Consider the following 15,157-nt stretch of genomic DNA (forward strand, 5'->3'; position numbering starts at 1 on the left):
ATGGCAAGACACACAGGACCAAGCTGTAGATTATGTAGAAGAGAAAAGCAAAAATTATTTCTTAAAGGAAGTAAATGTTTTTCTGATAAATGTACATTGGAGAAAAAGAATTATTCACCGGGACAGCACGGATTATCCAGAAGAACTAAATTTTCTGAATATGGAGTACAACTAAGAGAAAAGCAAAAAGTAAAAAGAATATATGGATTACTTGAGACTCAATTCCACAATTATTTCGAAAATGCAATCAGGCAAAAAGGCGTTACAGGCGAAAACCTGGTTAAGATTTTAGAAAGAAGATTTGATAATGTTGTATATCGTTTAGGATTTGCTCCTTCAAGAAAATCTGCAAGGCAGTTAATTTTGCATAGACATTTTTTAATAGATGATCAGATAGTTGATATACCATCATACATAGTTTCGCCTGGTGAAATAATAAAATTGCGAGACAAAAGTAAAAAATTAGATATAATTCATAATTCACTAAAACGTACTAAAGACAACGTGTATTCGTGGCTACAAATTGATAAAGCTTCTCTATCAGGTACCTTTTTACAAGTACCGGAAAGGGTAGAAGTGCCTCTCAATGCCAACGAACAACTTATCGTTGAGTTGTATTCTAAGTAATACCTTAAAAAATAAGTTTAACAATCGAGGAATTTAAATGAGTTTTTCTTTTATTAAAATGCCCGAAGCTGTTGTTTTAGATGAAACGAGTTACTCTAATACCTATGGAAAGTTTACGGTTCAACCGTTAGAAAGAGGTTTTGGTGTAACTTTGGGTAACTCTCTTCGTAGAGTTTTGTTATCATCATTAACCGGATCTGCTATTACAGCAATTAAAATCGATGGAATTCTGCATGAATTTAGTACAATTCCTGGTGTGGTAGAAGATGTTGCCGAAATCATTCTAAACTTAAAACAAGTTAGAATGAAAATTCTTAACAAGAAAACAAATAAGTTTGAACTTTCTTTTACCGGACCACATAATTTTACTGCAGCAGATATGCTAAAAAATAGTGCGGATATTGAAATACTTAACCCGGATTTGCATATTGCCACACTTAATAAAGATGCCAAATTCAGTATGGAAATAAGGTTTGGATTTGGGAAAGGATATGTTCCATCCGGTGAACAGATAATTCCAGATCAAACAATTGGATTAATCCCAATTGATTCCATCTTCACACCAATTAAAAATGTTAAATACGATATTGAAAATGTTCGTATTGGTGAGAAAAATGATTACGAAAAATTAACCATGGAAGTAATTACTGATGGTTCAATTACACCAGAAGATGCTCTTACAAATTCCGCAAAGATTTTGAAAGATCACATTCAAATGTTCATTAACTTTGATGTAGAACCAGAAGAAGAAAAAATTGTAAGCGAACAGGATGCAGAGAAAGATAGAATTAAAAGAATTCTTCTAACGAATGTTGATGATCTTGAACTTAGTGTTCGATCACATAATTGCCTGAAAGCTGCAAATATAAAATCTCTTGCGGATCTGGTTAGACGAGACGAAAATGAAATGCTTAAGTTCAGAAACTTTGGCAGAAAGTCTCTTGCAGAACTTATTGAAATTGTTGATACTTATGGATTGGAATTTGGAATGGATGTAGAAAAATACTTGAATGAAAAAACAGAAACTGAATAATTCCCTTAGAAGGTAGAATAATGAGACATAACAATAAAGGTAGAAAGTTAGGAAGAACAGCAAGTCATCGGGAAGCTACGTTAGAAGCTTTATCAACTTCTTTGCTTAAATATAAAAGAATTAAAACTACAGTTGCTAAAGCAAAAGAAGCAAGAACATTTGTTGAACCGCTTATTACAAAAGCAAAAGAGAATACTGTTCATGCAAGAAGACATGTTGCAAGATTTATTAATGATAAAGATGTAGTAAAAGAATTATTTACTGAAATCGTTCCTAAAATTGGTGAACGTCCAGGTGGATATACAAGGGTTGTAAAACTTGGCAGAAGATTAGGTGATGCAGCTGAAATAGCAATTCTTGAATTGGTAGATTATAATGAAGTTGCTAATTTGAAAGCCGTTGAGAAAAAAGAGAAGAAAGCTGAAAAGAAAGAGAAGAAAGCTGAAAAGAAAGCCAAGGAAAAGAAAACTGACGAAGTTCCAGTAGCTGAAGAAAAATAAAATTTAGTTAAAACTTGATAGAAAAGAGTAATCGTTAGTGCGGTTACTCTTTTTTTGTTTGTAGATAATTTTTAGGAAGCAATGTATAAGAAAATTGAATTTCTAAAATCAGTCTTTGATACAAAAGACTTACCCAAAAATAATCTTCCGGAAGTAGTTCTATGTGGTCGTTCAAATGTTGGCAAGTCATCATTTATCAATTCCTTTTTTAACAAAAAGTATCTGGCAAAAATAAGTTCTGCGCCTGGTAAAACACGCTCACTTAATTATTACAATGTAGAAGATTTGTTTTACCTTGTAGATCTCCCCGGTTATGGTTATGCTAAGGTAAGTAAAGAGGAAAGAAATAAATGGAGTGCATTAGTTCAATCTTACTTTAGCAGTGGCAGGGAAATTAAACTTGCTATTCATTTTATTGATAGCCGGAATAAACCAACTCAGCTAGATTTCGATTTAAATAATTATCTTAAAAAATTACTTATTCCATACACTGTAATTTTAAGCAAGATTGATAAACTTAAACAATCTGAATTAGCATTTGCCAAGAAGGAAATCAGCAGTTATTTTCCGGAATTATTTTTAGGAGAAAACCTTTTATTCTATTCATCCATTAAAGGAACTGGCAAAAAGGAAGTGCAAAAAAAGTTTTCTATCTTGTTTCAAAAATCAGATTCTCTTTTAATATAGTTTGCAATTTTTTTGTTCAAGGTTTATATTTCCTTTTGGTATAACACAATAATAGTAAAAAGCAGTTGATGATAACAGAAAGACTTAAAAAACGGATGTTAATCTTTTCAGTTATACCAATTTTGGCAATTGTTTCTTTTTTTATTCAGGACATATATCTTAAGGCTGCCTCAATACTCATCATTGTTATTTACGTCGGCTTTATTATTTTCTTAAGGGATTCTGTCCAGGTTGAAGAGACTATTGCTGCTGAACCGGAAATTGCACCAGAACCACCCACTTATCAACCAGATGCAGGCGAATCATTTACAATAATTTCCGCCAACAAAAACTTAGAAGTAATTACAGATGATAATTATGTTCCTGAACTTCACGCAGGAAAACGGCAGTACTTCAAACCACCAGACTTAAAAGAAAGCTTTGAAAAAATTGCAACGGAACCTTTACCTGCGGGAGTTGGTCAGGATGAGCAGTTTTCGTTTTTGCTGGAAAAAATTCTTACTTCAATTAAGGAAGCGTATTATGCACATACTGCTGTATTTTTTTGGTATAATAAAAGAAAAGAAAAATTAACGCTTGAAAAATATATTTCTTCTTCTACTGATATTGCCCAGAGAAAATTTGATCTGGAAGATGATATCTTAAGTAAAATTGTTCAGAAAGAAGAACCGGAACTTCTTACTGATATAACGCCCAACGCTGAGATTGATGTTATCCGGTATTATACGCAGGTTCAAGGCATTAAAAGTTTTGTTGGTGTTCCTTTGTTTTATGGAAAAAGCCTGGCAGGAATTCTTGCACTCGATTCCAAAGTTAGTGATGCATTTGGAATTGAACATATTTATGCGCTGGGAAGATTCATCCGGATCATTTCGATGATAATTGCATTGTATGATGAAAAATTTAAAGATTCTTTGGCTGAAAATCGTTTGAATGGATTGCTGGGTTTGCTTAGTGGTGATAAATTTTTTGATAACGAAGAAGATCTTTATAAAACCATGGAAGGTTCTCTTAAAAATCTTTTAACGTGGGATGCGTTCACATTTGTATGGTACAATCCAGTTGAACAAAAATTTAAAACTACAAAAATCGTTAACAATACTTCTCTTAAATACATTGGTGAAAATTTAGAAATTGATTTGAATGGAACCTTGGTTGGTAAAAGTATTGTAAATGGAATGCCGGTAAAAATTGATGATACATCAGCTTCCAGTTTTATCCGGTTTTCAAAAGCGGAGGATGTAAGTTTTGATGGATCATTCCTTGCAATTCCTCTGGTTTATGATAATCAGAATTATGGCGTACTCTGCTTCGAAAGCTTGAAGAAGAATGCTTATACTAATGCAGATGTTCAGTTTATGAAAGATGCTACCAGAATATTAGCATTTGTAGTCTATTCATATTCTACCCAAGCATTGCTAAAAAAATTACTTTCTGTTGATATTGAAACTCACACCTTAAACAAAACCACTTTTGTAGATAGGTTGAACTCCGACCTTTTAAAAGCCAACCAACTAAAAGTACCGGGAGCGCTTGCATTAATTTATATCGATGATTTTCTTGAGCAAGAATCGCTCTTTGAAGGTGATCCTTTTCCAAAAGTATTAAAATCGGTTGCACAAACCTTAGCTGCAGAAATAAGTCCAACCAATTTATTAAGCAGAATTGATGATAGAACTTTTGGAGTATATTTTTTCAATGCAACTACTAAAGATGTATTTCTTTGGGCGGAAAAACTTAGGGTTAAAATTGCACGTAAGCCAATCTCGGTTGTTTCCAAGCAAACAACATTTACAGTTTCAATTGGAGTAGCTTCAACCAACAACAAAATTGATGTGGAAGAAGTATTATACAATGCCGACCTTGCTTTAAAGAAAGCTTTAGAAAAAGGTGGTAATGCAGTCAGAAACATCAATTGATGTAATTATGATGAATCGATTGAAATGGTCAGTCTTTCAATTTCCGTATCACAACTAAATTAAAAAAAACTCTAAAGTGAACAATTTTATTTTAATAGTATTAGATGGCGTTGGTGTTGGTGAACTTCCTGACGCAAATAAATATGCTGATGAAGGGAGCAATACATTAAGCAATATGGCAAACGTTGTTGGTGGCTTGAATCTTCCCAACCTCGGAAAGTTTGGTTTGGGTAATATCATTAATATTTTGGGCATTGATAAAGAAAAAAATCCATTAGCTTCATACGGTCAAATGACCGAAGTATCGAATGGAAAGGATTCCGTTACCGGGCACTGGGAACTTGGCGGAATAAAAGTTGAATTCGACTTCCCATATTATCCAAACGGTTTTCCTGACGAATTGGTTGAAAGATTTATAAATCTTACCGGTATAAAAGGAATTCTTGGAAATAAGGCAGCTTCCGGAACAGAAATAATTAAAGAATTGGGGGATGAACATGTTCAAACAGGTTTTCCAATTATTTATACTTCAGCCGATTCTGTCTTTCAAATTGCCGCACACGAATTAATTATTCCGCTTGAAAAACTTTATGAAATTTGCTCAATCGCTCGTGAAAATCTTTTAACCGGTAAAGATTCGGTTGGAAGGGTAATTGCCAGACCATTTATTGGTAACAACAGTAATTATACACGCACTACCAATCGAAAAGATTTTGCAATGGATCCCATTTCTGACACAATCCTTGACGTACTATTTAACAATAACGTTAATACAGTTGCAATCGGAAAGATCAATGATCTTTTTAATTACCGCGGAATTAAAGTACAAGCTAAAACACACTCTAACCTGGAAGGAATTGAACAGCTGCTTAAATATTCGTCTGAATCTATTGGCAGTTTTATTTTTGCTAACCTTGTGGATTTTGATGTTTACTATGGTCATCGCAACGATCCACCTGGTTTTGCAAAAGCACTGAAAGAATTTGATGATCATCTGCCGGAAATTATTGAAAAGTTAGATGAATCTGATCGGTTAATCATTACTTCCGATCACGGGAATGACCCAACTACTCCAAGCACAGACCATAGCAGGGAATATGTTCCGCTACTTTTTTATAGAAAAAATGTTGTTGGAAAAAATCTTGGTATAAGAAAAACATTTTCAGATGCTGCAAAAACAATATCAGAATTCTTTAAGGTAGAATCCGGATTAAAAGGAACAAGTTTTTTGAATGAATAATAAATATTCAAAGACAGAATTTATTTTTTAACCTATTGAATTTGAGATGGAATTTACCCGATATGGGTAGTTTGCCGAGTAGCCGGTTTTACTTATATTTATTTTAAAGTAATACGGAGAACAAGAATTGAAAATTACGAAGCAGTTTACTAATCGTGAAAGTCAATCCTTAGATAAATACTTGCAGGAAATCGGTAAAGTGGATTTGTTGACTGCTGAGGATGAAATAAATTTAGCGATAAGAATTAAAAAAGATGATCCAATTGCTCTTGAAAGACTTGTTAAAGCAAATTTAAGATTTGTTGTAAGTGTGGCAAAACAATATCAAAACCAGGGCTTATCACTTGGCGATTTAATAAATGAAGGTAACCTTGGTTTAATTAAAGCTGCAAAACGTTATGATGAAACACGCGGTTTCAAATTTATTTCTTATGCAGTTTGGTGGATTCGCCAATCCATTCTTCAGGCACTTGCAGAGCAATCCAGGATAGTTAGATTGCCTTTAAATCGCGTTGGAGCTTTAAACAAAATTGGTAAAGCGTACAGCAACCTTGAGCAGGAATATGAAAGAGAGCCCAATGCTACAGAACTTGCCAAGGAATTGGATATGGATATTACTGAAGTATCCGATACATTAAAAATTTCCGGTCGCCACGTTTCAATGGATGCTCCATTTAGTATAGGTGATGATAACAGACTTTTAGATATTATTGAAAATGATGAACAACCTTCCCCGGATTTTACATTAATGTCAGACTCTCTTCGGAGTGAAGTTGAAAGAGCTCTATCAACACTTGCAGAAAGAGAAGCAGAAGTAATTAAACTTTATTTTGGACTGTATAAAGAACACGCTTTAACCTTAGAAGAAATTGGTGAAAAATTTAATTTAACCAGAGAAAGAGTTCGCCAAATTAAAGAAAAAGCTATTAGAAGATTAAGGCATGCGTCCCGTAGTAAAAATTTACGGACATACTTAGGATAAAATGAAATTTAATAACCCGATCAAAATTATAGTCTTGGCTATTTCAACAATTGTTTTGTTTAGTAGTTGTGCAGCATCTTCTTCTGCTAAAAGGTATGAAACTAAGAAAAATAAAGTGGAAGAAGATACTTCCCGGGTTGTTAGATTCAAAGTTGAACCAGAAAAAATAATTCCAGACACAATTAATTCTGATGAAGAAGATATTCAAGATATAGATGAAGAGCCGGATTACGTTGCTACCGCGGCAGATTCTGCAATCGTTAAAAATTTATTGGCAAAGTTTGCAATTAAAAATCTTTCTGACATCAATCCAGATTCTATTTCCTATAAAGAAAAAGTAATTATGGAGATAATAAAATATCTAAACACTCCATATAAGTTCGGTGGAAATTCCTGGAAAGGAATTGATTGTTCCGCTTTTACCCAAAATGTATTTAGCAATACGTTATCTATGAATATCCCACGTTCTGCAAGAGAACAATACCAGCTTGGGCAAGAAGTTGAAGACATTGCAGATTTACAATTTGGCGACCTGGTTTTTTTCAACACAAGACGAAGAGTAAAACCAGGACATGTTGGAATTTATATTGGAGAAAATTTATTTGCCCACGCCAGTAGAAAACGTGGTGTAACGGTGTCATCACTTGATGAGGATTATTATTCAAGAAAATATATGGGCGCAAAAAGGATGGAAGGATTACCACTCAATTAAATTCTAAAAGAAATCCCAAATGGAAAATATTCTTTAAACAAAAATTCAATCCCTCCAAATTATTTTTTTATATATTCTTAAAGATGGATTAACTAATGGCTCGTTTCAAACTTTTCATTGAATATGAAGGCACGCGCTACAGTGGGTGGCAAATGCAGAAGAACAGCAGAACTATTCAGGGAACGTTATTAACCGCCGCTGAAGAAATTTTCAAGAGTGAGCAGATTGATGTTCAAGGTTCTGGAAGAACAGACAGCGGAGTTCATGCTTTGTGTCAGGTTGCTCATCTTGATGTTAAGACAATGCTTGCCCCGGAAATTATCCGGATGAAGTTTAATGACATTCTACCGCACGATATAAATATTCTTGAAATAGAAAAAGCCTCAAGCAGTTTTCATTCCCGTCACGATGCTGTTAGCAGAAGTTATCTCTATCAAATATCCAAACGGCGGACTGCCTTTGGGAAAAATTATGTTTGGTGGATTAAAGACAAATTGAATTTCCAATCGATGGCGGAAGCCTCCAAATTATTTTCTGGAATGCTCAACTTCGCTTCATTTGCAGATGATGATAAAACTGAAAAATCAACCAAGGTTTTAATTGAAGATATTCAGTTGAAAGAAACAGGTGAGCTGATTCTTATCAGGATTGTTGGTTCTCATTTTCTTTGGAAGATGGTTAGAAGAATTATTGGTGTTCTGGTTGAAATCGGTAGAAAAAAACTTACCATAGCTGATATTGAATTTTTCCTTAATAACATTTCAAATGCTCCCGCAAAATTTACTGCCCCACCTTCAGGATTATTTTTAGAACAAGTTCTTTACAAGGGGGATAAACTGAATAAGGAACTTGAACCGACGATTTTCTTATCGGCTTCTAATAATTTTATCAGGAAAAATTAAGTGCTTGGTACAATCTTTCATTATGATGGAAGCGATTTCTTAGTTAAGAAATTTCTTGGGAAAGGAAAGTCCGGTTTTTCCTATTTAATTGAAAATGAAAATGCCAGGTACGTTTTGAAAATGATTCACGATGAGGATTGTCCTTACTATAGATTCTCAGACAAAATGAATAGTGAAATTGAAGCCTATGATAGATTGCGGCATCTTAATATTCCAATGCCAGTGTTAGTTTTCTTTGATACTAAGAGAAAATTTATAATAAAAGAATTTATTGATGGTTTGACAGGGACTGAAGCAATTGCAAAAGGATTAATTACAGATTCTATTTTTCTACAACTTTTTAAAACTTACCAGCGTCTTAAAAAGTATGAACTTAACATTGATTACTTCCCTTCTAATTTTGTAATTGAAAATGAAAAGCTGTATTACATAGATTATGAGATCAATCCGTACTTGGCAGAATGGGATTTGATAAACTGGGGTATTTATTATTGGGTTAATGAACCTGGAATGAAAAAATTTATTGAAACAGGTGATGCTTCATTTATAAATGAATTTATCGATAAAGGAATACCTTACAAAAAATTATTTCAGGAAAAAGTTGATGATCTTATTGAAAAATTTCAATAAGGATTAATCTTTCAACTCTCTTTTTTCAAGCAAATATTTCACATTTCGTTTTCTTAATTCATCAAGAATAAAACTAAAGCATTTCTTATCCTTTCCAATATATTCCGGCGGAATTATTCCTTTTACTCGGAATTTATTTTCCAGGATTAATCTTGCTGCTGCAGTGCAGGTATAACCTGTTGTTCTTGCCATAGAAGTTGTGTTTGTTGATTTATCAAATCTATCGAATAGATTGTATATATAAGTTACATCCTTCTTCTTTTCTTTTCCCTTGATGATTATTTTCATAGCAGTAAATTCGTCTTCTCCTTCCTCAAGCTGCCATAATGGAAATAAAAGTTTTGAGGTTAATTCTATAGGTTTGACTTTTACACTTCCAGCGCTAACGGGGTCCTGACTAAAGAATCCTGATTCGCTAAAGACTTTCATCAGATCAATATGCCCCGGATACCTAAGAGTTTTTTCTTTCATGTTTTTGATGTTCTTCATTTTTAACAGGGTCCTCAAACCATCAGTATTAAATGCTTCCAGCGTTCCAACTTCATCAAACTCAATCAATTCATTATCAGACATTGCTGGTTTAGTTATTAGTTTTCCATTCTCAATTAATCTTGCAGGACGAGTATAAATTTCGATTACGTCTGCAGGTGAAAAGGGAGCTTTATATTGAAATGGCATTGTCCGCTTAAATGGCAAACCGCCTACGTAACAAGCAAAGTCTTCAACTTCCATCCGATTATTATGATAGCCCAGAATTATATTCATCATTCCGGGCGCTACACCGCAATCGATAATGGCAGTTACACCATTTTCTTTGGCAAGCTTATTCAATTCAAATGGATCTTCATCAAAAAAAGATATGTCCACAACATTTTTACCGGCTTTAATAATTGTTTGAAGAGTTTTATATCCCATAAATCCGGGAACAGCTCCTACTACCAGATCAAAATCTCGTATAATTTTTTTTAACAGTAGAGAATTTCCAATATCAATACTATCTACTGAAAGATTTTTATGCTTCTTAAAACTTTCCAATTTTTGCATATCGATATCAATAGCTTTAACAAAATAATCGGAAAGTAAATCTTCTGCGATTGCTTTACCAACCATTCCTGCGCCAAGTACGATTACTTTTTTCATTTTATACCTAATAATTTTTAATGGAATGAGGAATAATTATATTTGAATCAAGAATTACAAATCATGGCTTAACAATGAAAAAGAACTTTATCCAATTACCCATTTTATTTTTTATCATGTTTTCAATTCAATTGTTCTCTCAATCTAAAGATACAATTATAGTCCATCAAATTCTTCCGGGTATCATTCACAAAAAAATTATAAGTGTTAAAGATACAATCCGCGTAAATGTTCTTGAGGTTGATTTGAGTCGGGGAGAGTATTACATCCGGTCAGCTTCAGCAAAAAATAATATTAAAGGAAAGGCAACCACAAGCAATGTTGTAAATTCATTTATTGATTCTTCATTTCAGGTTGTTGCTGCAATCAACGGGGATTTTTGGGAAGATGATGGTGAAGTAGTTAACAATATGATTTGTGAGGGAGATTTTGTTAAAGCAACTAAGTTTACAGATTCACCATTTAATGATTTTGTTAACTCTCAATTTGCAATAACTTTTAACAATAAACCGATGATAGAGCAATTCGTTTTTTCCGGAGACGTAATTTTTAAAAACGGGTTAATAGAAAAGATAAACCGGATAAATTCTAAAGCTGATAGCAATTCTTTTACATTGTATAATCATTACCAGGGGAAATCCACCCCAAAAGCTCCGGGTAATTGGAAGATAAATGAATTAGAGTTGAATCCGTTTTTGAAAAGTGGAGATACAATATTTTGTAAGTTGGGAACATATAGTCTTGAAGGTGAAAATAAAATCGAAAATGGAAAGTTTATTCTTTCAGCAAATAACCGGTATACAAAATACTTTAAAAAATTGGTTGGTCCTGGTGATATCATAAAGTTAGTGCTCCATCTTAATCCTAATCGGGTTAATGTTAGATCTTTAGTAGGAGGTTGGCCACGGCTTGTTTGCGATGGTAAAAATATATCAAGTAAAGCAGATTCGCTTGAAGGAGTTTTTCCACGATTTTCCAAAACAAAACATCCGCGTACTGGGATTGGATTTTCTAAAGATTCTACTAAACTTTTTCTAATTGCTGTCGATGGTAGACAGGAGTCGAGCAGCGGAATGTCTCTGAATCAATTTGCCAACCTGATGATTTCACAGGGTGTTTATCAAGGATTAAATTTTGATGGCGGTGGTTCTACAACGATGGTAATTGGCGGCGAAGTAGTAAATAAACCTTCGGATATTACTGGTGAGAGACCAGTTGGAAATTGTTTGCTGGTTGTTAAAAGAAAAGCAAAGTAATATTTGCTAGTTGACTCCAAAATTTATTCACACATTAAATGGATAAGAGTAATTGTTAACGGTTCAGATTTGTTGGAAGGGATGAATATCAAATGCTATCAAAATTTATCTTTAATCTGTTAATTTTGTTAATTTATTTTTCTTCAATTACCGCGCAGGAAAAATTAGACTACGTTAAAAAAGGGAATGAATTCTTCGATAAAAAAGATTTTGGAAAGGCAATTAAGTACTATTCCAAAGCAATCCAGTTGAATTCCAAAAATGATGATGCATTTTATTATCGTGCTTCTGCAAAATTTAATATTGGAGATTTAAAAGGTGCGATTGATGATTATTCCAATGTGTTGGAAATAAAACCTAAAAATTTTATTGCTTACGATGGAAGAGGAATTACAAAATTCAATTTGGGATTGTATAAACAAGCTCTTATCGATTTTACAAAAGCTCTTTCTATTGTGCCGGATTATGCTGATGGTTATAACAACCGGGCTTTTACAAAAGCAAAACTGAATGATTATTATGGCGCAATTAAAGATTATGATAAAGCAATTTCCCTTGATTCTACAAACTTGAACGCAAAGTACAATAGAGGGGTTGCAAAGGATAGTCTTGGAGATTATGATGGGGCAATAACAGATTTTTCACTGCTTATTAAAATATTTCCAAAGGTTCCGGAAAATTTTCTTGCGCGGGGAAACGTGCTCATCAAATTAAAAAATTATAAGAACGCCATTTTGGATTTTAATTTTGCGATAAAATTAAAGAAAGATTATGGTGATGCTTTTTGTGGAAGAGGGACCGCCAATTATTATTTAAATAATAAAAAAAATGCTTGTGTAGATTGGCAGAAAGCAAGTGAATTAAGAAACAAACAAGCCGCTAAATATTTATTTCAATTCTGTAAATGAATAAGTTTATCTAAATTGATTTAGTCAGATTGATTTATTTATTATTTCAAATTGATCCTCAATTATTACCAATTATTTTTCGATCATGTTGTAAAGAAGCAGAATATTTATTTTCTTATGCCTATGTTTAAAGCCTAAAAATAGAAATTCAATTTTATGCGTTATAGACGGCTATTATTACCTTTTATGCTTGTCATATCGGGAGTTTATCTTCTTTATTCTGCATTTAAAGATGTTGAAGAAGAAGCTGTTAAACAATTACACCAACAACAACTCGTGCATGCAATTCAAGCGGCAAACAACATCCGAGAATTTTTTACAAATTACCATACAAGATTAAATTATTTTGCTCAAAAAAAATCAGTTCTTAAAATGGACATAGAAGGGAAGTTATTAGTTGAGCATTTTTATAAAAGTAATTCTCACGAATTGAATGCGGTTACCCGTGTAGACTCATCTGGTAAAATAATGTTTACTATCCCCGAAAACCGGAAGTTGATTGGATCTGATATTTCTTTTCAGGAACACATTAAAAAATTACGCAAAACACATCACCCCGTATTGAGTAATATATTCCTTGCAGTTCAAGGGTTTAAAACAATTGCATTTTATGTCCCAGTTTTCAAGGATTCTATTTTCGCGGGTGGATTGGCTGTTCTGGTTCGGTTTGATGAACTTACTAAGAATTCATTGAAAGAAATAAGCATTAAGGAAAGTGGATTCGCCTGGTTAATGAATCAGGAAGGTACAATACTTTATCATCCTAATTCCAATTATCTTAACAAACCAGCATTGGATGTATTCAGGGATTCAGAATCAGCAATAAGTATGATTAAAAAAATATTAAAAGGTGAGTCAGGCATTGCGTCATACGAAAGCCATTTGCCGGGTGATAAAGACAGTAAAATGGAAGCTTTATATTATCCGGTTAAAATTGTTGATAATCTTTGGACCATTATTGTTGCAACGCCACGGATAGAAGTAATTAAAGATATGAAGGGATTTCTGATAAAATGGTCTACGATATCGATCCTTCTAATAACAGGAATTGTTTACTTTTCCTTCAATATTATTAAAGCAAAAACTGTAATACGTGAAGAAGTTGAACGCAAAAAAGCAGCACAGGCATTGGCAAGCTCAGAAAAAAAATTTCGCACATTAGTTGAAGTTTCCCCAGACTCAATTATTCTAACGGATTTATCCGGAAATATTAAAATCTGTAATCATAAAACTGTCCAAATACTTGGCTATATGAATACAGATGAATTAATTAATAAAAATGTAACTGATCTTGTTGCGCCGGAAGATAAAACTAAGGTAAATAATTTATTGCAGAAAACTATTAATAAAGAAATATCGGGCGAATTGGAATTATGTTTTTTCAGAAAGAATGGTTCTTCATTTACGGTTGAGGTAAATACTGCTGTGCTTCTTAATGAGCAGGAGCAACCAATTGCAATTGCAGCTATAGCACGGGACGTAACTGAAAGGAAAAAGAATCAGGAAGCATTAACCGAAGCCAAGGAAAAAGCTGAAAAATCTGATACATTGAAATCAGAATTTTTAGCCCAGATGTCTCATGAAATAAGAAGTCCAATAAATACAATTCTAAGTTTTGCAAGCTTATTAAAAGAAGAGATTCATGATACCGTTTCAGACGATTTGAAAATTAGTTTTTCGGGTATTGATAATGCTGGCAAACGAATTATTAGAACAATAGACATGATTCTGAATATGTCAGAAATTCAAATTGGAACCTACGAACCAGTTTTTCACCAGGTAAATTTATTTAAAGATATTTTGGAAAAACTATTTGTAGAGTTTAAACAAACTGCCAGCGATAAAGGTCTGGAATTATTTTTAATAAACAATATTCCACATAAAGATATTTTTATTTATGCAGATGAATATACGCTTGTCCAAATTTTCGATAATCTCATAAATAATGCAATTAAGTATACTGATAGCGGATCTGTTCAAATAATAATAAGTAATATTCAAAGCACTAAGATTTTAATTGAAATAAAAGATACGGGCATTGGTATATCAGACGAGTTCATACCAAGATTATTTGAACCATTTGGACAGGAAGAACAAGGTTATACCCGCAGATATGAAGGGAATGGTTTAGGTTTAGCATTAGTAAAAAAATATTGCGATATCAATAACCTTGATTTAGAAGTTGAAAGCGAAAAGGGGATCGGATCGAACTTCAAAGTGATTTATAAAATGATTTAATATTTCAAATTTATAATGTTGTGCATACACTCTACCCCAAGTGCTATGATGAAATAATTTTTAACGCAAAATTCCGTCCCGCATTTAAAACCGATAACACAGGCAGAATGGTTCTGGAAGTTGATAAGATAGGGGAGATAGAAAAACTTTAACCTTACCACACACTTTCAAGATAGAGTTGTAAGGTTTTAAACCGACTTTTTAAATTTCTCCCAGGAATGTATGCTAAACAATTTAATATGTCCTGTTTTCCGCATTGGGACACCCTGAGAGTTAATTACAAATCAGATATAGTAGTTTTTGTTCTTCCGTTAAGTTTATTTTTATAGATAGTTTTTGCTTTGATTCCGGTAAAATAAAATCTAACTGATATATTGTTTCAG

Annotated in this window: 14 protein-coding genes; 13 read left to right on the forward strand and 1 reads right to left on the reverse strand. The window is 33.1% G+C overall.

The window, feature by feature from the left end; translation table 11 throughout:
- From rpsD to NTX22_13785, 10 genes are all read left to right on the forward strand, one after another.
- The gene (rpsD, locus tag NTX22_13740) at positions 1-627 is read left to right on the forward strand and encodes a 30S ribosomal protein S4 (GenBank protein MCX6151584.1); all 627 of its coding nucleotides are present in this window, start codon (positions 1-3) and stop codon (positions 625-627) included.
- Between the two features lie 37 nt (positions 628-664).
- Positions 665-1,660, forward strand: a complete 996-nt coding sequence (locus tag NTX22_13745; GenBank protein ID MCX6151585.1) for a DNA-directed RNA polymerase subunit alpha — start codon at positions 665-667, stop codon at positions 1,658-1,660.
- 20 nt (positions 1,661-1,680) lie between these two features.
- Positions 1,681-2,160, forward strand: coding sequence for a 50S ribosomal protein L17 (rplQ, locus tag NTX22_13750; GenBank protein ID MCX6151586.1), 480 nt, complete (start codon positions 1,681-1,683; stop codon positions 2,158-2,160).
- A gap of 81 nt (positions 2,161-2,241) precedes the next feature.
- Positions 2,242-2,847, forward strand: a complete 606-nt coding sequence (gene yihA / locus NTX22_13755) for a ribosome biogenesis GTP-binding protein YihA/YsxC (protein ID MCX6151587.1) — start codon at positions 2,242-2,244, stop codon at positions 2,845-2,847.
- Between the two features lie 68 nt (positions 2,848-2,915).
- Complete coding sequence (locus NTX22_13760) at positions 2,916-4,766, forward strand: GAF domain-containing protein (GenBank protein MCX6151588.1); 1,851 nt, start codon at positions 2,916-2,918, stop codon at positions 4,764-4,766.
- A 76-nt stretch (positions 4,767-4,842) separates the two neighbouring features.
- Entirely contained in the window at positions 4,843-6,006 is a 1,164-nt protein-coding gene (locus NTX22_13765; GenBank protein MCX6151589.1) for a phosphopentomutase, read from the forward strand.
- A 127-nt stretch (positions 6,007-6,133) separates the two neighbouring features.
- Positions 6,134-6,988, forward strand: a complete 855-nt coding sequence (locus NTX22_13770) for a sigma-70 family RNA polymerase sigma factor (GenBank protein ID MCX6151590.1) — start codon at positions 6,134-6,136, stop codon at positions 6,986-6,988.
- 1 nt (position 6,989) lies between these two features.
- On the forward strand, positions 6,990-7,700 hold the full coding sequence (locus NTX22_13775; protein ID MCX6151591.1) for a C40 family peptidase: 711 nt from the start codon (positions 6,990-6,992) through the stop codon (positions 7,698-7,700).
- 95 nt (positions 7,701-7,795) lie between these two features.
- Positions 7,796-8,602 carry a tRNA pseudouridine(38-40) synthase TruA gene (gene truA, locus NTX22_13780; protein ID MCX6151592.1) on the forward strand — a complete coding sequence of 269 codons (807 nt, stop codon included), beginning with the start codon at positions 7,796-7,798 and terminating at the stop codon, positions 8,600-8,602.
- Positions 8,603-9,232, forward strand: coding sequence for a hypothetical protein (locus NTX22_13785; GenBank protein ID MCX6151593.1), 630 nt, complete (start codon positions 8,603-8,605; stop codon positions 9,230-9,232).
- Between the two features lie 3 nt (positions 9,233-9,235).
- Here the strand turns inward: NTX22_13785 and NTX22_13790 are convergent, their stop codons facing one another.
- Entirely contained in the window at positions 9,236-10,372 is a 1,137-nt protein-coding gene (locus NTX22_13790) for a saccharopine dehydrogenase NADP-binding domain-containing protein (GenBank protein MCX6151594.1), read from the reverse strand.
- 74 nt (positions 10,373-10,446) lie between these two features.
- On the opposite strand from NTX22_13790, the gene NTX22_13795 reads away from it, so the two are divergent.
- From NTX22_13795 to NTX22_13805, 3 genes are all read left to right on the forward strand, one after another.
- The gene (locus tag NTX22_13795; protein ID MCX6151595.1) at positions 10,447-11,628 is read left to right on the forward strand and encodes a phosphodiester glycosidase family protein; all 1,182 of its coding nucleotides are present in this window, start codon (positions 10,447-10,449) and stop codon (positions 11,626-11,628) included.
- Positions 11,629-11,720: 92 nt separating this feature from the next.
- Complete coding sequence (locus NTX22_13800) at positions 11,721-12,536, forward strand: tetratricopeptide repeat protein (GenBank protein ID MCX6151596.1); 816 nt, start codon at positions 11,721-11,723, stop codon at positions 12,534-12,536.
- A gap of 186 nt (positions 12,537-12,722) precedes the next feature.
- Positions 12,723-14,774 (forward strand): PAS domain S-box protein, encoded by a 2,052-nt coding sequence (locus tag NTX22_13805; GenBank protein ID MCX6151597.1) that lies wholly within the window; start codon positions 12,723-12,725, stop codon positions 14,772-14,774.
- The last annotated feature ends 383 nt before the right edge of the window (positions 14,775-15,157 follow it).

It is taken from the genome of Ignavibacteriales bacterium, from assembly GCA_026390815.1.
Taxonomy (GTDB): domain Bacteria; phylum Bacteroidota; class Ignavibacteria; order Ignavibacteriales; family SURF-24; genus JAPLFH01.

Coding starts and splice junctions, on each gene's coding strand:
- rpsD (MCX6151584.1), top strand. CDS start 1: ATGGCAAGACACACAGGACCAAGCTGTAGATTATGTAGAAGAGAAAAG.
- NTX22_13745 (MCX6151585.1), top strand. CDS start 665: ATGAGTTTTTCTTTTATTAAAATGCCCGAAGCTGTTGTTTTAGATGAA.
- rplQ (MCX6151586.1), top strand. CDS start 1,681: ATGAGACATAACAATAAAGGTAGAAAGTTAGGAAGAACAGCAAGTCAT.
- yihA (MCX6151587.1), top strand. CDS start 2,242: ATGTATAAGAAAATTGAATTTCTAAAATCAGTCTTTGATACAAAAGAC.
- NTX22_13760 (MCX6151588.1), top strand. CDS start 2,916: ATGATAACAGAAAGACTTAAAAAACGGATGTTAATCTTTTCAGTTATA.
- NTX22_13775 (MCX6151591.1), top strand. CDS start 6,990: ATGAAATTTAATAACCCGATCAAAATTATAGTCTTGGCTATTTCAACA.
- truA (MCX6151592.1), top strand. CDS start 7,796: ATGGCTCGTTTCAAACTTTTCATTGAATATGAAGGCACGCGCTACAGT.
- NTX22_13790 (MCX6151594.1), bottom strand. CDS start 10,372: ATGAAAAAAGTAATCGTACTTGGCGCAGGAATGGTTGGTAAAGCAATC.
- NTX22_13795 (MCX6151595.1), top strand. CDS start 10,447: ATGAAAAAGAACTTTATCCAATTACCCATTTTATTTTTTATCATGTTT.
- NTX22_13800 (MCX6151596.1), top strand. CDS start 11,721: ATGCTATCAAAATTTATCTTTAATCTGTTAATTTTGTTAATTTATTTT.
- NTX22_13805 (MCX6151597.1), top strand. CDS start 12,723: ATGCTTGTCATATCGGGAGTTTATCTTCTTTATTCTGCATTTAAAGAT.